The sequence below is a fragment of the Klebsiella sp. 18074 genome, assembly GCF_902705905.1.
GTDB classification, from domain to species: domain Bacteria; phylum Pseudomonadota; class Gammaproteobacteria; order Enterobacterales; family Enterobacteriaceae; genus Klebsiella; species Klebsiella terrigena.
Genome location: NZ_CACSIS010000009.1, coordinates 92,060 through 108,427, shown reverse-complemented (window position 1 = coordinate 108,427; position 16,368 = coordinate 92,060). Strand labels below are relative to the sequence as shown.

16 protein-coding genes are annotated in these 16,368 nt (G+C 58.9%); 11 read left to right on the top strand and 5 right to left on the bottom strand.

Translation table 11 applies throughout. The features are described from left to right. The first annotated feature begins 9 nt into the window (after positions 1-9). From bamB to GVK32_RS11185, 4 genes are all read left to right on the top strand, one after another. Positions 10-1,188 (top strand): outer membrane protein assembly factor BamB, encoded by a 1,179-nt coding sequence (bamB, locus tag GVK32_RS11200; protein ID WP_041146707.1) that lies wholly within the window; start codon positions 10-12, stop codon positions 1,186-1,188. Positions 1,189-1,302: 114 nt separating this feature from the next. Then, on the top strand, positions 1,303-2,781 hold the full coding sequence (gene der / locus GVK32_RS11195; protein ID WP_159867897.1) for a ribosome biogenesis GTPase Der: 1,479 nt from the start codon (positions 1,303-1,305) through the stop codon (positions 2,779-2,781). A gap of 131 nt (positions 2,782-2,912) precedes the next feature. Further along, a complete protein-coding gene (locus GVK32_RS11190; protein WP_159867894.1) occupies positions 2,913-4,004 on the top strand; it encodes a Gfo/Idh/MocA family oxidoreductase in 1,092 nt (363 codons plus the stop codon). Between the two features lie 50 nt (positions 4,005-4,054). Further along, complete coding sequence (locus tag GVK32_RS11185) at positions 4,055-4,270, top strand: zinc ribbon domain-containing protein (RefSeq protein ID WP_159867891.1); 216 nt, start codon at positions 4,055-4,057, stop codon at positions 4,268-4,270. On the opposite strand, the gene xseA is transcribed toward GVK32_RS11185, so the two are convergent. Next, positions 4,271-5,641 (bottom strand): exodeoxyribonuclease VII large subunit, encoded by a 1,371-nt coding sequence (xseA, locus tag GVK32_RS11180; protein WP_159867888.1) that lies wholly within the window; start codon positions 5,639-5,641, stop codon positions 4,271-4,273. A 158-nt stretch (positions 5,642-5,799) separates the two neighbouring features. Here xseA and guaB point away from each other — a divergent pair, with 158 nt between their 5' ends. The 4 genes from guaB (at position 5,800) to GVK32_RS11160 (ending at position 9,866) form a co-directional block, all read left to right on the top strand. Next, positions 5,800-7,266, top strand: coding sequence for an IMP dehydrogenase (guaB, locus tag GVK32_RS11175; protein ID WP_159867885.1), 1,467 nt, complete (start codon positions 5,800-5,802; stop codon positions 7,264-7,266). A gap of 65 nt (positions 7,267-7,331) precedes the next feature. Further along, positions 7,332-8,909 carry a glutamine-hydrolyzing GMP synthase gene (gene guaA, locus GVK32_RS11170; protein ID WP_159867882.1) on the top strand — a complete coding sequence of 526 codons (1,578 nt, stop codon included), beginning with the start codon at positions 7,332-7,334 and terminating at the stop codon, positions 8,907-8,909. A gap of 360 nt (positions 8,910-9,269) precedes the next feature. Beyond that, complete coding sequence (locus GVK32_RS11165) at positions 9,270-9,503, top strand: type II toxin-antitoxin system Phd/YefM family antitoxin (protein ID WP_004853132.1); 234 nt, start codon at positions 9,270-9,272, stop codon at positions 9,501-9,503. A gap of 30 nt (positions 9,504-9,533) precedes the next feature. After that, complete coding sequence (locus GVK32_RS11160; RefSeq protein ID WP_159867879.1) at positions 9,534-9,866, top strand: type II toxin-antitoxin system RelE/ParE family toxin; 333 nt, start codon at positions 9,534-9,536, stop codon at positions 9,864-9,866. Between the two features lie 269 nt (positions 9,867-10,135). On the opposite strand, the gene GVK32_RS11155 is transcribed toward GVK32_RS11160, so the two are convergent. Beyond that, on the bottom strand, positions 10,136-11,041 hold the full coding sequence (locus GVK32_RS11155; RefSeq protein WP_159867876.1) for an AraC family transcriptional regulator: 906 nt from the start codon (positions 11,039-11,041) through the stop codon (positions 10,136-10,138). A 97-nt stretch (positions 11,042-11,138) separates the two neighbouring features. On the opposite strand from GVK32_RS11155, the gene GVK32_RS11150 reads away from it, so the two are divergent. After that, the gene (locus GVK32_RS11150) at positions 11,139-11,903 is read left to right on the top strand and encodes an SDR family oxidoreductase (RefSeq protein WP_159867873.1); all 765 of its coding nucleotides are present in this window, start codon (positions 11,139-11,141) and stop codon (positions 11,901-11,903) included. A gap of 152 nt (positions 11,904-12,055) precedes the next feature. Here the strand turns inward: GVK32_RS11150 and GVK32_RS11145 are convergent, their stop codons facing one another. Continuing rightward, complete coding sequence (locus tag GVK32_RS11145) at positions 12,056-12,772, bottom strand: class I SAM-dependent methyltransferase (RefSeq protein ID WP_159867870.1); 717 nt, start codon at positions 12,770-12,772, stop codon at positions 12,056-12,058. Positions 12,773-12,861: 89 nt separating this feature from the next. On the opposite strand from GVK32_RS11145, the gene GVK32_RS11140 reads away from it, so the two are divergent. Beyond that, positions 12,862-13,680 carry an AraC family transcriptional regulator gene (locus GVK32_RS11140; RefSeq protein ID WP_159867867.1) on the top strand — a complete coding sequence of 273 codons (819 nt, stop codon included), beginning with the start codon at positions 12,862-12,864 and terminating at the stop codon, positions 13,678-13,680. Here GVK32_RS11140 and GVK32_RS11135 read toward each other — a convergent pair. Beyond that, positions 13,644-14,834 carry an MFS transporter gene (locus GVK32_RS11135; protein WP_159867864.1) on the bottom strand — a complete coding sequence of 397 codons (1,191 nt, stop codon included), beginning with the start codon at positions 14,832-14,834 and terminating at the stop codon, positions 13,644-13,646. The genes GVK32_RS11140 and GVK32_RS11135 overlap by 37 nt on opposite strands. Positions 14,835-14,932: 98 nt before the next feature. Between GVK32_RS11135 and GVK32_RS11130 the strand changes: the two genes are divergently transcribed. After that, positions 14,933-15,817, top strand: a complete 885-nt coding sequence (locus GVK32_RS11130; RefSeq protein WP_159867861.1) for a LysR family transcriptional regulator — start codon at positions 14,933-14,935, stop codon at positions 15,815-15,817. 32 nt (positions 15,818-15,849) lie between these two features. On the opposite strand, the gene GVK32_RS11125 is transcribed toward GVK32_RS11130, so the two are convergent. Further along, positions 15,850-16,041, bottom strand: a complete 192-nt coding sequence (locus tag GVK32_RS11125; protein WP_072051827.1) for a YfgG family protein — start codon at positions 16,039-16,041, stop codon at positions 15,850-15,852. Positions 16,042-16,368: the final 327 nt, after the last annotated feature.

The window sequence follows — 16,368 nt, the reverse complement described above, 5'->3', positions numbered from 1 at the left end:
AGGGACTCGATGCAATTGCGTAAATTACTTTTGCCAGGGCTGCTTTCCGTTACCTTATTAAGCGGTTGTTCGTTGTTTAACAGCGAAGAAGATGTGGTGAAAATGTCACCACTGCCGACGGTGGAAAATCAGTTTACGCCGTCCACGTCCTGGAGCACCTCAGTTGGCGATGGTATCGGCGAATTTTACTCTAACCTCCATCCGGCCTTTGCCGACGGCGTGGTCTATGCGGCCGACCGTAAAGGCACCGTTAAAGCGCTGGGTGCTGACGACGGGAAAGAGGTGTGGTCGGTGAACCTGGCCGAGAAAGACGGCTGGTTCTCCCGCACGCCTGCGCTGCTCTCCGGCGGCGTCACCGTCTCCGGCGGCCACGTCTATATCGGCAGTGAAAAAGCGCAGCTGTTTGCTCTGAATACCAGCGATGGTACCGTGGCATGGCAGACCCGCGTAGCCGGTGAAGCGATTTCTCGCCCGGTCGTCAGCGACGGCATGGTGCTGGTTCACACCAGTAACGGCCAGCTGCAGGCGCTGAACGAAGCCGACGGCGCGGTGAAGTGGACCGTCAACCTGGATATGCCGGCGCTTTCTCTGCGCGGTGAATCCGCACCGGCGACCGCCTATGGCGCGGCCATCGTTGGCGGCGATAACGGTCGCGTTAGCGCGGTATTGATGCAGCAGGGTCAGATCATCTGGCAGCAGCGCATCTCTCAGGCCACTGGCCCGACTGAAATCGATCGCCTGAACGACGTTGATACCACTCCGGTTATCGTCAACGGCGTGGTCTATACGCTTGCCTACAACGGCAACCTGACCGCGCTGGATCTGCGCAGCGGCCAGATCATGTGGAAACGCGAGCTGGGTTCGGTGAACGACTTTATCGTTGACGGCAATCGTATCTACCTGGTCGATCAGAACGATCGCCTGCTGGCGTTGACCACCGAAGGCGGCGTGACGCTGTGGACGCAAAGCGATTTACTGCATCGTCTACTGACCGCTCCGGTGTTGTATAATGGTAATCTGGTCGTCGGCGATAGCGAAGGCTATATGCACTGGGTGAACCCGGAAGATGGGCACTTTGTGGCTCAGCAGAAGGTTGACAGCTCCGGCTTCCGTACTGACCCTATCGTGGCTGACGGTCGCCTGCTAATCCAGGCAACGGACGGTACGCTGTACTCGATTACGCGTTAAGTTGCGCGGTAGTCAGGATTGAGAAACGGCCCCTGGTATACAGGGGCCGTTTTCCTGTTTTTAAAAGCGTCGTGAAAAACGACGTTGCATAGTAATTTGTATGAGGCATTTAACATGATACCTGTGGTCGCGCTTGTCGGGCGCCCTAACGTTGGAAAATCCACGCTCTTCAACCGCTTGACCCGCACTCGTGATGCGCTGGTCGCGGATTTTCCGGGGCTGACTCGTGACCGTAAGTACGGTCGTGCTGAAATAGAAGGACGTGAATTTATCTGTATCGATACCGGCGGTATCGATGGCACGGAAGATGGCGTTGAAACACGCATGGCTGAACAATCGCTGCTGGCGATTGAAGAAGCTGACGTGGTGCTGTTTATGGTTGATGCGCGCGCCGGCCTGATGCCTGCGGATACGGCGATCGCCAAGCACCTCCGCTCTCGTGAGAAGCCAACCTTCCTGGTGGCGAACAAAACTGACGGCATCGATGCCGATCAGGCCATTGCCGACTTCTGGACGCTGGGCCTCGGTGACATCCACCCGATCGCCGCATCGCACGGTCGCGGCGTGACCAGCCTGCTGGAGCACGTGCTGCTGCCGTGGGCGGAAGAGATCGATCCGTCGGAAGAAGTTGACGAAGACGCCGCCTACTGGGCGCAGTTTGAAGCCGAGCAGAACGGCGAATTGCCGGAAGAGCCGGAGGATGACTTTAATCCGCAGGATCTGCCGATTAAGCTGGCTATCGTTGGTCGTCCGAACGTCGGTAAGTCAACGCTGACTAACCGTATTCTCGGTGAAGATCGCGTCGTGGTCTACGACATGCCGGGTACCACCCGCGACAGCATTTACATTCCGATGCAGCGCGATGAGCGCGAATACGTCCTGATTGATACCGCGGGCGTACGTAAGCGCGGTAAAATTACCGACGTTGTAGAAAAGTTCTCGGTTATCAAAACCCTGCAGGCGATCGAAGACGCCAACGTGGTGCTGCTGGTTATCGATGCGCGGGAAGGTATTTCCGATCAGGATCTCTCCCTGCTGGGCTTTATCCTCAACAGCGGCCGCTCGCTGGTGATCGTCGTCAACAAGTGGGACGGCCTGAGCCAGGAAGTCAGAGAGCAGGTGAAAGAGACCCTCGACTTCCGTCTGGGCTTTATCGATTTTGCTCGCGTGCACTTTATCTCTGCCCTGCACGGTAGCGGCGTCGGCAACCTGTTTGAATCGGTACGTGAAGCCTATGACAGCGCGACCCGTCGCGTGAGCACGGCGATGCTGACCCGCATTATGACCATGGCAGCGGAAGACCATCAGCCGCCGCTGGTACGCGGCCGTCGCGTGAAGCTGAAATATGCCCACGCCGGTGGTTATAACCCGCCGATCGTGGTGATCCACGGTAACCAGGTCAAAGACCTGCCGGACTCCTACAAACGCTATCTGATGAACTACTTCCGCAAATCGCTGGAAGTTATGGGTACGCCGATCCGTATCCAGTTCAAAGAGGGCGAGAACCCGTTTGCCAACAAACGCAATACCCTGACGCCGAACCAGATGCGTAAGCGTAAGCGCTTGATTAAGCACATCAAGAAAGGAAAGTAAGAGATAAACCCGCCGCTGGCGGGTTTTTTATTGCCGCAGAGCGCAGCATTCACCGCGCAATCTACCCGCCGTTCCGCCATAATTCCCTTATTATTTCAGCGGATTACTTTGTGCTAACGAGAGGGGGAACGATGCAGGCAGGATTTATTGGGCTGGGTGCGGTGGTGGAGACGGCCTGGCTGCCGGCGCTGAAAAACCTGGCGATACCGCTGGCGGCGTGCTGGGGTTTTGATAGCGATCCTCAGCGGATGCCGGAGGGCGTCAGCCGCTGCGGCTCGCTGGCCGCGCTGCTGGCAAAGCCGCTGGACATGCTGTTTATTACCACCGCATCGTTGCAGCATCTTCCGGTGCTGGAAGCGGCGCTCGCCTCTTCCTGCCCGCGAATCGTGGTGGAAAAGCCGATCGTCGCGACGGTGCAACAGATTGCGCATCTACGCGCGCTGCTGCGCGCGCCGGAAAACGCTCGCCGGGTGCTGGCGCTGGACCACTGGATGGCGCGCGACGGCGCGCTAAAGCTGGCGCTGGGCCAGATCGATGCCCGCTGGCAGCCGGAAAGCGGGGTACAGGCCTGCCACCCGCTGCTCTCTTCGCCGCAGGATATTGTGCGTATTGACGGTTTTCTCCAGGAGCCCAGTGGATTTGACGAGCGGGGCGACCCGGTGGCGCTGAATTTTGCTACCGGCAGGGCGGATACGCGCCGGCTGCGGCATCCCGACGGGGTGATCCTTGATATTGGCACCCACGTGCTGGCGATGCTGCGGGAAACGATCCGCTCCTGCGGCGGCGACGATCGCATTGAGCTTAGGGTGCGGCAGGCGAAAGATCGTCTGGGCCAGGCTATTGCGCCCGGCGATACGCAAACTGCGGAGGGGGAGGCGCATCTGCAGGGGGAGCTGAGCGGGATCCCGCTCAATATCTGGCTCAACAAGTATGCTGGTCCTGCGGGAGGGCAGAAGGGCATGCGGATAGCGCTGCGCGACGGGCGGATTATCAACCTCGACCGCCGTGAGAATAGCGAAGTGGTTGAGCTCGTTGCCGGCGGGCAGGTGCAGCGCTGGCGGCGGGCCGGTGCGATCTACGAGCACTGCCTGGGGGAGCATATTCTCGGCGAGGGCAGCCTGTTTGTGCGCGCGCCCGATGAGGTCGCGCGGCTGACCCGGCGGCGCATTGACGAAGTGGCTCTACTGCTGCAGCTTCAGCAGCAAATACGCGGGCCGCACTGAAAAGTCTATCGTGGTAAGCTGAGCTGACTAAAACATCGTAAGGAATGACTATGCAACCTGATTGCCCTCTCTGCCACGCGCCGCTGGAGGTGCAGGCCGGCAGCGCGCGCTGCGAAAAAGAGTTTACTCTGCAGGCCCTCTGCCCGGATTGCCACCGGCCGCTGGAGGTCTTAAAAGCCTGCGGGGCGATCGATTATTTTTGCCAGAACGGGCACGGATTGATTTCGAAGAAGCGCGTTGAGTTCGTGCTGCCTGACCAGGCGTAGCTATTTCTTCTTCGCGCGCGCTTTTTTGACCGGCGTTATCGCCTTCACTTCGCTTTCGACCCAGCCGTCGTTTAAGCGGGTGGTTAGCAGATCGCCCGCCTTCACCTGCTTCGTTTGTTTCAGGACGCTGCCGTCGCTGGCGGAGGTGACGCTATAGCCGCGGGCGAGGGTCGCCAGCGGGCTGACGGCTTCGAGATGGGTTACCGTATTGCCGAAACGCTCGCGCTGTTCGCTTAGTCGCGCGCGGATGCTCTCGGCGAGGCGATACTCCAGCTGCTGGATACGCGACTGGCCGCGATGAATACGCGGCTGCGGATTGTGCGCGTTCAGGCGCTGAAGGGCGCGCTGCTGGCGCTGATCGGCGCGTTTCATCTGCGTATCAAGCGCCAGACGCATCCGCTGGCGCAGCCGCTCAAGCGCCGTCTGCTGACGCACTAAGCGCAGCTGCGGATGCTGCTGCTGCAGGCGGTGGAAAAGCTGGGTAAACCGGCGATGGCGGTTAGCGAGGAAGTAGTCCATCGCCATTTCCAGACGCTGCTGCCCTGACTGCAGCTGGCGCAGCAGCTCCTGCTGGTTACGGCTGACGATCTCGGCCGCCGCAGAGGGCGTAGGCGCCCGCAGGTCGGCGACAAAATCGGCAATCGTCACGTCGGTTTCATGGCCGACAGCGCTAACGACCGGAATGCGGCTGGCAAAAATTGCCCGCGCCACCCGCTCATCGTTAAAGCTCCACAGATCTTCCAGCGAACCGCCGCCGCGGCCGACGATCAGTACGTCGCACTCCTGGCGTTGGTTGGCTAACGCGATGGCGCGAACGATCTGCCCCGGCGCGTCGTCACCCTGCACCGTCGTTGGATAAACGATAACCGGCAGAGAGGGATCGCGGCGTTTGAGGACCTGCAAAATATCGTGCAGTGCGGCGCCGGTTTTGGAGGTAATGACCCCCACGCAGTGGGCCGGGGAGGGGAGCGGCTGCTTGTGCTGCTGGTCGAACAGGCCTTCTGCCGCCAGCTGCGCTTTCAGCTGTTCGTACTTCTGCTGCAGCAGCCCTTCACCAGCGGGCTGCATGCTTTCGACGATGATCTGATAGTCGCCGCGTGGCTCGTAGAGCGTGATATTGGCGCGCACCAGCACCTGCTGCCCGTGCTGCGGGCGGAAGGTGACGCGGCGGTTGCTGTTGCGGAACATCGCACAGCGCACCTGGGCGTTATCGTCTTTTAAGGTGAAGTACCAGTGGCCGGAAGAGGGCTGGCTTAAATTGGAGATCTCGCCGCTGATCCAGACCTGGCCCATTTCCTGTTCCAGCAGCAGGCGAACCGTCTGGTTTAGGCGGCTGACCGTAAAAATTGCGGGGGATTGAGATGGTAACATGTGAGCAAGATCAAACTTTAAATCAGCAGGTTAATCAGTCGATAGTAACCTGCCGGGAGGCGATAGCAAGTATTATTTGCAAAAAAGGGTAGATGCAATCGATTACGCTCTGTATAATGCCACGGCAATATTTATCCACCCTGGTCGAGATATTGCCCATGCTACGTATCGCTAAAGAAGCTCTGACGTTTGACGACGTTCTCCTCGTTCCCGCTCATTCTACCGTTCTGCCGAATACCGCCGATCTCAGCACTCAGCTGACGAAAACAATTCGTCTGAATATTCCTATGCTCTCTGCGGCTATGGATACCGTGACGGAAGCGCGTCTGGCAATTGCCCTCGCACAGGAAGGCGGCATCGGCTTTATTCACAAAAACATGTCCATCGAGCGCCAGGCGGAAGAAGTTAGCCGCGTGAAGAAATATGAGTCCGGCGTGGTGTCTGACCCGCAGACCGTACTGCCAACCACCACCCTTCGCGAAGTGAAAGAGCTGACCGCGCGCAACGGTTTCGCCGGCTATCCGGTGGTTACCGAAGATAACGAGCTGGTCGGGATCATCACCGGCCGCGACGTGCGCTTCGTTACCGACATGAACCAGGCCGTTAGCGTTTATATGACCCCGAAAGAGCGTCTGGTGACCGTGCGTGAAGGCGAAACCCGCGAAGTCGTGTTTGCTAAAATGCACGAGAAGCGCGTAGAGAAAGCGCTGGTAGTGGATGAGAGCTTCCACCTGATCGGCATGATTACCGTTAAAGATTTCCAGAAAGCAGAACGTAAACCGAACGCCTGTAAAGATGAGCACGGTCGTCTGCGCGTCGGCGCGGCGGTTGGCGCTGGCGCCGGTAACGAAGAGCGCGTTGATGCGCTGGTTGCCGCAGGCGTTGATGTTCTGCTGATCGACTCCTCCCACGGCCACTCGGAAGGCGTTCTGCAGCGCATTCGCGAAACGCGGGCAAAATATCCGAACCTGCAAATCATCGGCGGCAACGTGGCGACCGGTGCCGGCGCACGCGCGCTGGCTGAAGCCGGCGTGAGCGCGGTGAAGGTCGGGATTGGTCCCGGCTCTATCTGCACCACGCGTATCGTTACCGGCGTAGGCGTTCCGCAGATTACCGCCGTTTCTGACGCCGTCGAAGCGCTGGAAGGCACCGGGATCCCGGTTATCGCCGACGGCGGCATCCGCTTCTCCGGCGATATTGCGAAAGCGATTGCCGCGGGCGCAGCGGCGGTGATGGTTGGCTCGATGCTGGCGGGTACCGAAGAGTCCCCGGGCGAAATTGAGCTTTACCAGGGCCGTTCATACAAATCCTATCGCGGTATGGGCTCCCTGGGCGCGATGTCCAAAGGCTCCTCCGACCGCTACTTCCAGAGCGATAACGCGGCTGACAAACTGGTACCGGAAGGTATCGAAGGCCGCGTAGCCTACAAAGGCCGCCTGAAAGAGATCATTCACCAGCAGATGGGCGGCCTGCGTTCCTGTATGGGTCTGACCGGCTGTGGTACCATCGACACCCTGCGTACCAAAGCGGAATTCGTGCGTATCAGCGGTGCTGGCATCCAGGAAAGCCACGTTCACGACGTGACGATCACCAAGGAATCCCCGAACTACCGCATGGGCTCCTGATTTTCATCGCCCGGCCATGCGCCGGGCGATTTTATTTAATTGCTACTGCTCTGGAATAAACGTCAATGACGGACAACATTCATAAACATCGCATTCTTATCCTCGACTTCGGTTCTCAGTACACCCAGCTGGTTGCGCGTCGCGTACGTGAATTAGGCGTTTACTGCGAACTGTGGGCCTGGGACGTGACTGAAGCTCAAATCCGTGAATTCAACCCAAGCGGCATCATTCTTTCCGGCGGCCCGGAAAGCACCACTGAAGATAACAGCCCGCGCGCGCCGGAATACGTTTTTGAAGCGGGCGTGCCGGTCTTTGGCGTGTGCTACGGCATGCAGACCATGGCAATGCAGCTCGGCGGCCACGTTGAGGCTTCCAGCGAGCGTGAGTTCGGCTACGCGCAGGTTGAAGTACAAACCGACAGCGCGCTGATCCACGGGATTGAAGATTCGCTCAGCGCCGACGGCAAGCCGCTGCTCGACGTCTGGATGAGCCACGGCGATAAAGTGACCGCCATCCCGTCTGACTTCGTTACCGTTGCCAGCACCGAGACCTGTCCGTTCGCCATTATGGCTAACGAAGAAAAACGCTTCTACGGCGTGCAGTTCCACCCGGAAGTGACCCACACCCGCCAGGGCCTGCGTATGCTGGACCGCTTCGTGCGCGATATCTGCCAGTGTGAAGCGCTGTGGACGCCGGCTAAGATTATTGATGATGCCATTGAGCGCATCCGTCAGCAGGTTGGCGACGATAAGGTGATCCTCGGCCTGTCCGGCGGCGTCGACTCTTCCGTCACCGCTATGCTGCTGCATCGTGCGATCGGCAAAAAACTGACCTGCGTGTTCGTTGATAACGGCCTGCTGCGTCTGAACGAAGCCGAGCAGGTGATGGACATGTTTGGCGACCGCTTTGGCCTGAACATCATCCACGTTTCCGCGGAAGATCGTTTCCTCGGCGCGCTGGCCGGTGAGAACGACCCGGAAGCGAAACGTAAAATTATCGGCCGCGTGTTTGTTGAGCTATTTGACGAAGAAGCGCTGAAGCTGGAAGACGTGAAGTGGCTGGCGCAGGGAACTATCTACCCTGACGTGATCGAGTCCGCGGCCTCCGCGACCGGTAAAGCACACGTTATCAAATCTCACCACAACGTGGGCGGCCTGCCGAAAGAGATGAAGATGGGCCTCGTTGAACCGCTGAAAGAGCTGTTCAAAGACGAAGTGCGTAAAATTGGCCTCGAGCTGGGCCTGCCGTATGACATGCTGTACCGTCACCCGTTCCCGGGTCCGGGCCTTGGCGTTCGCGTGCTGGGCGAAGTGAAGAAAGAGTACTGCGACCTGCTGCGTCGCGCGGACGCTATCTTCATCGAAGAGCTGCATAAAGCCGACCTCTATAACAAGGTTAGCCAGGCGTTCACCGTGTTCCTGCCGGTTCGTTCCGTCGGCGTGATGGGCGATGGCCGTAAATACGACTGGGTTGTTTCCCTGCGCGCGGTAGAAACCATCGACTTCATGACCGCTCACTGGGCGCACCTGCCGTACGACTTCCTCGGCCGCGTCTCCAACCGCATCATCAACGAAGTGAACGGTATCTCCCGCGTGGTGTATGACATCAGCGGCAAGCCGCCGGCAACGATCGAGTGGGAATGATTTACAGCTAGTTCATAGCTAATCACATCTACTCAAATACTTATCTAGCCCTCTGTTAATACAGAGGGCTTTTCTTTGTTAATACCGAGTTGGAGCATTTATCACAAGAGGCGTATAGGCTGGTTGTATTTAGACCAGAAGATGAATGGCGATCGAAGCATACAGGTAAAGAAGGTGCATTAATGTCTGCTCTTGAGCAAGTTGAGCTACTTTTGACCGAACAGGACGGTGCTGAGATAAGTCCTCGATAGTCTAAGGCGCTCGCCAGGCAGATATCAGCCCTCATGCATCTTGTTGGTGGTCTATATATGGTCTATATTAAAACCGATGCATGATCAATGACCATTAGGTGAACGCACTATGAAAGTAGAGACAATCAGCTACGTTAAAAAAAACGCAGCAACGCTTGATCTGTCAGAACCGATCCTGGTCACACAAAATGGTGTACCTGCTTATGTTATAGAGTCCTATGATCAGCAGCAGGAACGGGAAAACGCCATTGCTTTGCTGAAGTTACTTACCCTGTCAGAGAAAGATAAAGCGGAAGGGCGCGTCTTCTCGAAAGACCAGTTGCTGGATGGACTTGCGGATTAAACGCAGCGCGCTCAACGTTAAGGGATTTCCATGGAACAGCAGGTGACCTTTGAGTACACGCTGACGGTAAAGCACTGCATCGACACAATAACGGGTTTCCTGCGCCGTGTTGACGTTGAGCCGCGCCCGGTTATCGCAGATATACTCACGCAGTTCGAGCGTACCGTTGGTCAGTTTCCGCTGGGATGCCAGATTTGCCCTGAACTGCTGAAAATTGGTTGCGCCAAATACCGGGAGTTTAATCACGCTGAAGGCTACCGGGTTTTGTATTCCGTAGACGGAACCTTAGTGACCGCGCATGCGATCCTGGCACATCAGCAGGACGTTCAGCAGCTGCTGTTTAAGCGTCTGATAATGGCCTGATAACCCTAAATACGTGTTGTCCGGCAATAATACGAATCTAAAGAGCGTCTTTGTAAACCATTATAACGAAATGATTTATATAACAAATTTTCTCATCCAGACGATGTTTATTACAGTGTTGTCTGGAAAGAGTTACCATAAAATAATTTTATAACAAAGAATTAGATGGTTTCTAAACCATTGAGTGGGGAATGATTTAGCCTCTGGCGCCCGGCGCCGATGCCATCCCTTTTAAGCCCGCGTAACTGCGGGCTTTTTTGTTTTTCGGCTTAGCCCGCGGTTTGCTTGCGCGCGTAGCGGGCCGGGGGCATGCCGACATAGCGGGTAAACGCAGCGCTGAAGCTGCTTGCCGACCCGTAGCCCACGCGCGCCGCAATCTGCTCGACTCCGCTCTCTCGATCCCGCAATAGCTGCTTTGCCAGCGCCATCCGCCAGGCCAGCAGATACGCCATAGGCGGCTGGCCAACGATACGATTGAAGCGCGCAAAGAAGGCCGAACGCGACATTGCCGCGGCGGTCGCCAGCTCGACGACGCTCCAGGGATGTTCGGGACGGGCGTGGATCGCGCGCAGCGCGACGGCGAGGCGTTCGTCAGCCAGGCCGCAGCTTAAACCCGGCACGGATGCCGTTTCCGTTGCCGAGCGCAACGCCTCGATCAGCAGCACCTCAAGCAGCCGCTCCAGCACCAGCCCGCGGGCCGCGCGGCGTTCACGGGTTTCCTCGCCGATCAGCTGTATCAGCGTGGCAAGGCGGGGCCGGTCGCGCACCAGAACGATATCCGGCAGGAGCGAAACCAGCAGGGTGGCGTCGGGCGTGCCGAAGCTGCAATGGCCGATCAGCATGCGCAGATCGGCCGGGCCGTCGCGGCGCCCGACGCGAAAATGCCCTTCGGCGACCTGGACAGGCAGCGTGGCGGGCATGTCGTCCGGCGCATCGAGGCTGTCGTTGACCAGATCCCGCATCGCGGGAGCAAGAACAAAGTCGCCGGCCTGGAGAATAAACCGCTGATTTCCGTCGAAGGTGATGCGACAGCTCCCCTCAAGTATCGCGCAGTAGAAGGGCTCGCCCGTAGCCTCACGCTCAATGCGCCACGAACCGGCGCACTCCACCAGCTTTGAAAAGCGGGCGGCAGGCTGCAGCAGAGTGACGATATCGGCAAGAGGATCTACGGGCATAAACAGGACTATCTCTAAAGTTTTGGCGACTAAAGACTATATTAAGTCCTCTGTGGCATCGCTACCATGAGATCGTTCATTTTTAATGGAGGTGCCTATGTCTACGATATTGATTACCGGCTGCTCGTCCGGCTTCGGCCTGCAAACCGCAAAGCTGTTCCTTGCCAGGGGCTGGGAGGTGATTGCCACGATGCGCACGCCGACGGAGGATCTGCTCCCGGCCTCTGAACGACTGCGGGTGCTGGCGCTGGATATCACCGATCCCGCCAGCATCGCCCGGGTCGTGGCGGCGGCAGGTCCAATCGACGTTCTGGTCAATAATGCCGGTTTCGGGGCGCCGTCTCCGGTTGAGCTTACGGCGGCGGAAACCGTCCACGCTCTGTTTCAGACCAACGCCGTTGGCACGCTGGCAATGGTTCAGGCCGTCGTGCCGCAAATGCGCCAGCGCCGGGCCGGCGTGGTCATCAACGTCACCTCGACGGTTACGCTCAAGCCATTGCCGATCGTCGGGATTTATCGGGCAAGCAAGGCGGCGGTAAACGCCTTCACCGAGTCGCTGGCGGTGGAGATGGCGCCCTTTGGCGTCCGCACACACATCGTTTTGCCCGGTCGTTCGCCGGAAACTCGCTTCGGCGCTAATGCCCGTCCGCACGTGCGCGGTATGGACGAAGCGGACTATGCCCCGATGCTGCAGCAGTTCATCCACAGCGTGCAGGAAGACGCCGGCCCTATCACCCATGCGTCCGATGTGGCGCAAGCGGTTTGGCGGGCAGCGACCGATCCCGCCGCTCCGCTACGTATTCCCGCCGGGGCAGATGCCGAGCTTTGGATGAATGAGGCGGGTCTGTCATCGCGATATTAACGGCCGCAAGGGGCCGTCTTTCAGCCGCGCTGCGGCGATCAGATGGTTAATCTTATCTGGCAGCAAAACCTGTCCGGATGCTCGGTCTTGGCAGGTTTTTGGGCACGCGGAGGCACGGCAGGGCGCTATTTGTTATCACGGCGCCGCGTCGTTCATGTCGTCTCCGGCAGCCGTCGGGCCAGCCATGCTCCCCAGAACAGGCTGGAAAAGAACCTCACCGGCTGGTCAAAACCGGCTCCTGCGAGCAGGGACATCACGGCCTCCTCTGAGTGCGGCGGCTGCGCGCCTTGCAGAATTTTGTCCATCTTTGCCTGCCGCTCTTCGACTCCCGCTCCGCTCATTTTCCAGCGATTCTCCCAGGCCTTTATCAATAAGGGTTGCGAAGCGTAGGGCCGATAATTACCCGCCACGACCAGCGGCGCGGCGGGCTTCAGCCGCGCGGCGATTTGCTGCAGGATATTCAGTTTCTCCGCATCGCCGGCCAGGTGGTGCAGCACGCCAATCATGATCCCTGCATCAAAGAGCGGGGCGGCCGCCAGATCGACGACGCCGCCGGGAACGGTTTCTACCCGATCCGTGAGATCCGCCTCAGCGATAGCGGAGCGGGCAAGTTCCAGCATTGGCGGCGACGGATCCACCGCGACGAAGGACCACTGTGGCTCCAGCGCTGCGGCGGCTATGATTTCACCTGCCGTCCCACCCGCACCGACGACCAGAACGCGCGCCGGGACGTCTTCACCCAGCGCGGCAGAGAGCATACATGCGGAGAGTTCGTGGCAGGCATCGTAGCCAGCGAGCGCGATCCGGCTCTGCCTGGCATATTCTCCCGCGCGGGAGGCATCGAATTTTCTGGCGCTATTTTGGGTCATACAAGCTCCTGTTAATTGTTCTGGCGGCGGGCGATGCGCCCCCTTTACACTATGGTAAGAGATTTATAATCACGAAGTTTGGGTAAAGCATGATTGAAAGTACGAATATCCCGCTAAGGCATGATCGATTATCGGCTTTCCTGAAAGCCTTTGGCCTCAGCGCCACGCTGTGCGATTCAGCCGCGCCGGCGAATCTTTTAATCGTCGATGCCGACGGCGCCGGTGAGCCGACGCATCTGCTGTACCGCGCCAGAACGACGGCAAAGCTGCCACCCGGGGTGATGCTCTGCGCCGCGGCCAGAGTTGATTTTGGCGGCAGTGAAAATCCGCTGGTTGGCGCCCTGCCTGATGAGCTGAGCTTTTCGCTGGCGGAACAACCGGCACTGCATGGCCTGGCAGACTTAATTGTCTCTGAGGTTGAGGTGGCGCGCTGCGGCGGCGGGACGATCCGCAACCGTCTGTGCGAGGTCATCGTGGTGCTGGCTATCCGTAAAGCTATTGCGGCGGGGACCGTTGATGCCGGCTTATTAGCGGGGCTGGCCCACCCCAGGCTTCACGTGTGTCTTGTTGCCATGCACGACGATCCGCGGCGGAAGTGGCAGATCGCCGAGCTGATGGCCCTCGCAGGCATGTCGCGTGGACAGTTTATCGCCCTCTTTCGCAAAACCGTTGGCCAGCCGCCAGCCGCCTACCTCAACGGCTGGCGGCTGGCCCTTGGGCGTAGCAAACTGCGCTGCGGAGCCAGCATCAAATCCGCCGCCGCCGCGGTTGGCTTTGGCAGCGCCGCCGCCTTCTCCCGCGCGTTTTCGCGTAAGTTCGGCTATTCCCCGGTGCAGGACAAAGGGCGGGAGGAAGAGAGCGACGGACGGGTTCAGGCGGGCTCGCTAACCGCTGCCGCTGGGAGCTGACGTTGGTGCAGGGCAATCGCCAGCGCGGTGACGACCAGCGTGAGCAGCGCAGACACCGCTAAACCTCCCTCGATGCCCAGACGCTGGTTAAGCCAGGCGTAGGCAAACGGCGAGGCGGCCGCGAGCAGCTGGGCGGGGATCAGCAAAACTCCGGTGCGCCGGGCGTAATCCTGTGCGGCAAACAGCTGCAGCGGTAGCGTGGCCTTGAATACCGTGGTTAAGCCATTAATCGCGCCATATCCCAAAACAAACCCGGCGGCGGCCCACGCGAAATAGGGGCTGCTCAGGCCGAGCGCAAAGCACAGCGGCATCAGCAGGGTCGTGAGCAGCGTGAGCTTTAGCGGCGTTAATGCGGAGCCGGAAGCCACTTCCAGAAAACGGGCGCCGGTTTGTCCGACTCCCCACAGCATGCCTGCCGCCACCGGCAGGCCGTAGCTGGCGATAAACTCGGGCAGATGGGTCGAGGTTCCGTTAGAGACAAAGGTCACCAGCGCGATCAGCGCCGCATACAGCAGGCCAACGCGTCGGTCGTGGCGCGAGGCTGGCCGGCGCGCTTTGCGCTGCGGCGGCGTCGGCAGCCGGATATTCGGTATTTTGCACAGCAGCAGCGCGCTGAGCACGCCGAACAGCGAATAGACCAGCAGCGCGTGACGCCAGCCGATCGTCGCCAGCAGCCAGGCGCCAAGCGGCCAGAAGACGGCGGAGGCCAGGCCACCCGCCAGCGTCACCCGCGAGATAGTCACTCTTGCACCTTGTCCATAAAGGTTTACCAGCGCGGCGAACAACGCATCATACAGCGCCAGGCGCATACCAATGCCGGTCAGCAGCCAGGCACTAAACCAGACCGGCAGAGTATGGGCGTTCGCCATTATTAAGCAGCCGCCGGCGACGATCAGCGTCCCGGACATCACCACACGCTGGCCGCCGAGGCGGGCCAGCAGGCGGGCAACGAAGGGGGAGACTATCGCCATCATCAGCATTGCAAGAGTCAGGCCGAGATAGATTTGCGCCGCAGACCAGCCGGTATCCTGGGCGATGGACCGGGCGAAGGTGCCGGGCATATAAAATGAAATGCCCCAGTTGATAAGCTGGTTGCATCCGGCGGAAAAGGTGAGCAGGGCCGGGGCTGAGGGCGATTTCGTGGTTGCTTTCATGGTCTTCTGTTCAGTGATACGGTTGTCGACAGCATATCCCGCAGGCTATTGTGCTGGCAGACCCGTCCGTTTATGACCCTTATAAGAGAAACTTTGCGATGATGACGCTGAATCTGGCAAACCTGGCGACCTTCCGGCTGGTGGTGCTGCGGGGGAGCTTTTCCGCCGCCGCCGACGCGCTGGGGCTATCGCAACCGGCCGTCAGCCTACAGGTGCGCCAGCTGGAGCAGTTTCTTCAGACCCGGCTGGTGGAGCGCACCGGGCGAGGCGTGAAGGCGACGGCGGCCGGCCTGATGCTGCTGGCCCACGGCGAACATATAGAGCAGGCGGTCAGCGCGGCGCTGCGGTCGGTCGGCGAATTTAGCCATGAGGTCAGCGGTGCGATTGCCCTCGGTACCGGGGCGACGGCCTGTATTCATCTTTTACCCCCAATCCTGCAGCAGCTGCGCGAGGGTCACCCGCTGTTGACGGTAGGCGTGACCACCGGAAATACCCTCGACATCGTGCGGGCGGTGGAAGAAAACCGGCTCGATCTTGGGCTGGTGACGCTGCCGGCGAACGGGCGTTGCCTGGCGGTCACCCCGGTTATCGATGAGGAGTTTGTGTTTATTTTTGCCAGCGACGGCCAGTCGCCACCGCGGCTTACGCCGGACGTTCTGCAGGCCCTGCCGCTGATTGCCTTTGAGGCAGGAAGCGGCACCCGGGCGCTGATTGACGGATGGTTTCATGCCGCGGGCCTGACGATTGCGCCGGTGATGCAGCTGGGGAGTATCGAGGCGATCAAGCGCATGGTGCGCGCCGGGCTCGGCTACAGCATTGTGCCGCGTATGGCGGTGGACGACGCCGAGGATCGTCGCGGGCTAAGCGTTCACTCGTTGACGCCATACCTTCATCGCCAGCTTGGCGTGGTGATGCGTCAGGATAAAATCCTCAGTAAAGGGATCGCTGAAATGTTGCGCCTGCTGCGGCAACTCGGAAGCTGAACGGACATCGGATACGGCGGGTGACGGCGAGGCTATTCTCGGGTCGGCGTGACAACCGGAGCGGTGGTTTGCTGCGACTCTTTTTTGTCCTGATGATGGTACCAGGCACCGATAGAGGAGTAGACGAAACGTCCAAAGAAAAAGATAAAGCTGATAAGCAGTACGATACGGGTCATGCGACGGTTAAATCGATGTCGTTTACGCATACTGGGTGCCTGACTCACAAAAGGTTCCTTAAAGTATACCCATAACATGGGCGTTAGGCGTATTAAGGCACAGGAAAGGGGCGGGGTCAATTGATGAGGATGTAAAAGTGCCTCAGCCAAACATTACTTAATGTTATATAATATAATCATTGCATTTACATGGTTTCTTTTTCCAGCGGCCAATGGCAAAAAAATAAGTTTTATTAATATTAGCTAAATGATTTCTTGATTTATATCAACTGTCTGTTTTCGTTGGTAACTAGAATCTCCAGCCAGTTCCGCATCATTATTCCTTACGCGGTTGAGATGGTTGGGTTGGATGCCTGCCTGAATATACCCTGCTGG